The organism is Arthrobacter sp. (genome assembly GCF_031988865.1).
In the GTDB taxonomy this organism is placed as follows: Bacteria; Actinomycetota; Actinomycetes; order Actinomycetales; family Micrococcaceae; genus Arthrobacter_B.
The window spans coordinates 1-3,761 of sequence record NZ_DALZXY010000070.1; the positions used below are offsets into that span (position 1 = coordinate 1).

Below are 3,761 nucleotides of genomic sequence, written 5' to 3' on the forward strand. Positions count from 1 at the left end.
CCGGGAGAACCGGGCACCGGTGGCGCAGATCCGGGCCTGGGCTGCGGCCAGCCGCATAAAGTGCTCGGCACCGGCAACGGCTTCATAGCTGGAGGTGAACGCGGAGTCGAAGCCGAGGAGCTCCCGCAGCGTCTCCGGGTTGATCGGCACGTCGGTGCCGGCGAAGGCCGCCGAACCCAGCGGTGAGACGTTCAGCTCCGCATAGATGTCCAGCAGTTCACGTGCCTGGCTGAGCAGCGCTTCGGAGAGCCCGCCGAGGACGTGGCCGATGGTTGTGGGCTGGGCCGGGCGGCGGTGCGTGAAACCGATGATCAGCTTGTCGGCATGCTCGCGGGCCAGGTCCGCGGCGTCGGCAGCGGCCTGGACCACCAGATCGGCCTGGTCCAGCAGCTGGCGCCGGAGCACCATCCGGAACGCACCGGCGTCGAGGTCGTTGCGGCTGCGGGCCAGCTGGACGTCGAGTTCGGAGGTGGAGATGCCGCAGGCGGCGGCCAGCTGCTGTTCCATGAAGTAGTACGGGTCTTCCACGGAACCGTCGAAGACGTACTCCTGTTTTCCCTCGCTGATCCGCTCCCAGAGCGTGAGCAGCCCCTTTTCCAGGCGGGCGGAACGTTCGCGGGGGAGGATGCCTTCGTCGTCGAGCATCCAGACGTGGGCAAGGGAGGCTTCCACCATCGGCGGATAAATAAACTCGGCCGCTTCTTCGAAGGCAACACGCAGATGGTTGTCCCAGTAGACGGAAAGTTCGGGCCGGTCCTTGAGGACGGGGCGGTTGCTGGGGGTCATGGCTATTTCACCGGCTTCAGATCGGAGTTCACAGGTTCGGGTGAGGTCAGCGGCAGCGGGACCGCCGCGGAGGGGATGGGGCCTATCAGCGGGGTTTCCACGGTGGGACGACGGCGGCGGCGCAGCATCGCCGCGAAGCCTCCGCTGCGCGGGTTTTCCAGGCGCTGGGAAATGATCAGCACGATCAGGATCAGGCCCATCTGCAGGGTGCCGTAGGCCGCGGCGGTGCCGAACTCGTTGGAGTAGATCCGGTTGTAGATTTCCACGGAGAGCGGCGCGAACCGGGCCGGGTAGACAACCACCGAGGCCACGTATTCGCCGAAGCCCTGGATGAAGGCCATCAGGGCGCCGGCCAGGATGCCGCGGTACATCAGCGGAACAGTGACGGTACGCAGCACCCGCCACGGGCCGGCTCCGAGGTTCCGGGCGGCTTCCTCGACGGACGGATCGATCTGTGCCAGGGCAGCATTGGCTGACCGGAAGACCAGCGGCAGGAACCGCACGAAGTAGGCGACGGGCAGGATCCACAGGGAACCGATGAGCACCTGGCCGAGGTTGAACGGCGTCGGGCTGGCGAAGGCCGTGACAAGGTTGACGCCGATCACGGTGCCGGGCAGGGCCCACGGGATCATGACCATCACGTCCAGCAGTCCCTTGCCGGGGCCTTTCCACCGGGTTACGACCCAGGACGCGATCACACCGACCACGGTGCAGGCAATCATGGCGATGAACGCCATCTGGCTGCTGACCAGGATCGGCCGCAGGGTTGAGGGGTCGGTGAAGATCCGGGAGAAGTTCCCCAGGGTGTATTCGTTCGGCAGGATCTGCACGGTCCAGGAACCGTCCACGGTGAACGCCAGCAGCACAATCACGGCGGCCGGAGCCATCAGGATCAGCACCAGCACGGCCGAGCCAAGACCGGCACCCAGCCGGGGCAGCGTTCCGTGGATGATCTTCACGGCCTGCGGCGTGCCCTTCGAGGCGCTGCGGTGGACGCGGCGGTTCTGGTACCAGCGCATGGCGAGGAGGAAGAGGATGGAGACCACGGAGAGCACCGTTGACTGGGCCGCGGCCAGCTCGTAGGCGCCGGAGGTCCGCGAGGCGACGATCTGCATGGTCAGGGTCTGGACGTTGTAGAACTGCGGGGCGGTGAAGGAGGCCATTGAGACCATAAAGGTCAGCAGGGCACCGGAGACCAGGGCCGGAGTCAGCATGGGCAGCAGGACCGTCCGCCACATCGTGAACCGGCTCGCGCCGAGGTTCAGTGCCGCTTCTTCCATGGACGCATCGGAACCGGCGAGCCCGGAGGAAACCGCCAGGTAGAAGTACGGGTACATCGTCATCGTGTGTACCAGCAGCACCCCGATGACGCCGTTGGCGGAAACCGCTCCGGGATCCGCACCGAAGTACTGGGCCAGGAAGCGCGGCACGATGCCGCTTTCGGCATAAAGGAAGTAGAAGGACACCGCGCCGATCAGCGGCGGCAGGGCCATGGGCAGCATGGCGAAGAGCCGCAGGACGTTCCGGCCCGGGAAATCGAACCTGGTCAGCAGCACAGCCAGCGCGGTGCCGATAACGCCGGTGGTGAGCACCGAGATAACGGAAATGCCGACGGAAAGTCCCAGCGCGCGGCCGGAGTTGCCGCCGAAGAAGCCGCTGTAGTTGCCCACCCCGCCGTCCACGGACGTGCGTGCCGTGGCGAACATCGGAATGACGATGTACATCAGCAGGATCAGGACCAGCGGAATGGCCAGCCAGTAAATGAACCGGTCGGAGGAGGTGGTTCCGCTGCGCATCCGCAGCTTCTGAAGCGTCCCAGTCAGCCCGGTCACGGTGCTACCAGCCAGACCCGGTCCGGATGCGGGGCCAGGATCACCGGGTCACCGGGCTGGACCCGGTCTTCGGAGTCCGGAACGGAGACAACCAGGTTGGTGCCGTTCCAGTCCACTTCGTAGACGTTGACCGCTCCGGTGAACTCCGCGGTGCGGACGATCCCCTTCAGCTCCCCGGCGCTGTCGCCGCTGGTGCTGGCCGTGTCGGCCGCCCGGAGTACGGCCAAGGACTCCGGGCGCAGGCTGACCGCCGCGGTGTCCCCGGCGGTGACCTCGGCGGAGGGGGTGCCGGCAACGCGTGGCGCGCGGAGCACTGAGCCGTCCTCCAGCCGAACCTGGACGCTGTCTCCGCCGGCTTCCAGGACGGTGCAGGGCAGGACGTTGGACCGGCCGATGAACCGGGCCACGAAGGACGTGGCCGGGCGGTGGTAGACCTCCCGGGGCGGTGCGACCTGGTGCAGCCGGCCCGATTCGAGGATCGCGACGCGGTCGCTCATGGCCATGGCCTCGGCCTGGTCGTGGGTGACGTAGATGCTGGTGATGCCCGCGGCCTTCTGGGTGCCGCGGATTTCGGCGCGGGTCTCCTCGCGGAGCTTGGCGTCCAGGTTGGAGAGCGGTTCATCGAGCAGGAGTACCGAAGGCTGGATGACCAGGGCGCGGGCAAGGGCCACGCGCTGCTGCTGGCCGCCGGAGAGCATATCGATCCGGCGTTCGGCGTATCCGTTCAGGCCAACCTGTTCCAGGGCCCGGTCCACGCGCTTGTTCTTTTCGGCGCGGGAGGTGCGCCGCACGGAGAGCCCGTAGCCGACGTTGGCACGAACGGTCATGTGCGGGAAGAGCGCGTAGTTCTGGAAGACCATGCCGGTGTCCCGGCGGTTCGGCGCCGTGTTCGTGACGTCCTTGTCATTGAACAGGATGCGCCCGCGGGTGGGCTGGATGAAGCCGGCAACCATACGCAAAGTGGTGGATTTACCGCATCCGGACGGTCCCAGGAGGGTGAAGAATTCACCGTCTTCAATGGTGAGATCCAGGTCCGCGACCGACGGGGCTGCGCCCGGATAGCGCTTTTCGATTGATTCGAGAAGGACTCGTGTCATGGCAGCTCTTTCGCAGAGTTTGGGGGGTGGGTAGAGCCGGGGGGGG

3 protein-coding genes are annotated in these 3,761 nt (G+C 66.6%); all 3 read right to left on the bottom strand.

Annotation, left to right across the window (positions count from 1 at the left end; all coding sequences use genetic code 11):
- Window positions 1-786, bottom strand: a 786-nt coding sequence (locus tag RTN46_RS12440) for a lyase family protein (protein WP_312181792.1), incomplete at its 3' end; no start/stop codon positions are given.
- A gap of 2 nt (window positions 787-788) precedes the next feature.
- Complete coding sequence (locus RTN46_RS12445) at window positions 789-2,618, bottom strand: iron ABC transporter permease (RefSeq protein ID WP_312181794.1); 1,830 nt, start codon at window positions 2,616-2,618, stop codon at window positions 789-791.
- The gene (locus tag RTN46_RS12450; protein WP_312181796.1) at window positions 2,615-3,715 is read right to left on the bottom strand and encodes an ABC transporter ATP-binding protein; all 1,101 of its coding nucleotides are present in this window, start codon (window positions 3,713-3,715) and stop codon (window positions 2,615-2,617) included. Before RTN46_RS12450 ends, RTN46_RS12445 begins: the two co-directional genes overlap by 4 nt.
- Window positions 3,716-3,761: the final 46 nt, after the last annotated feature.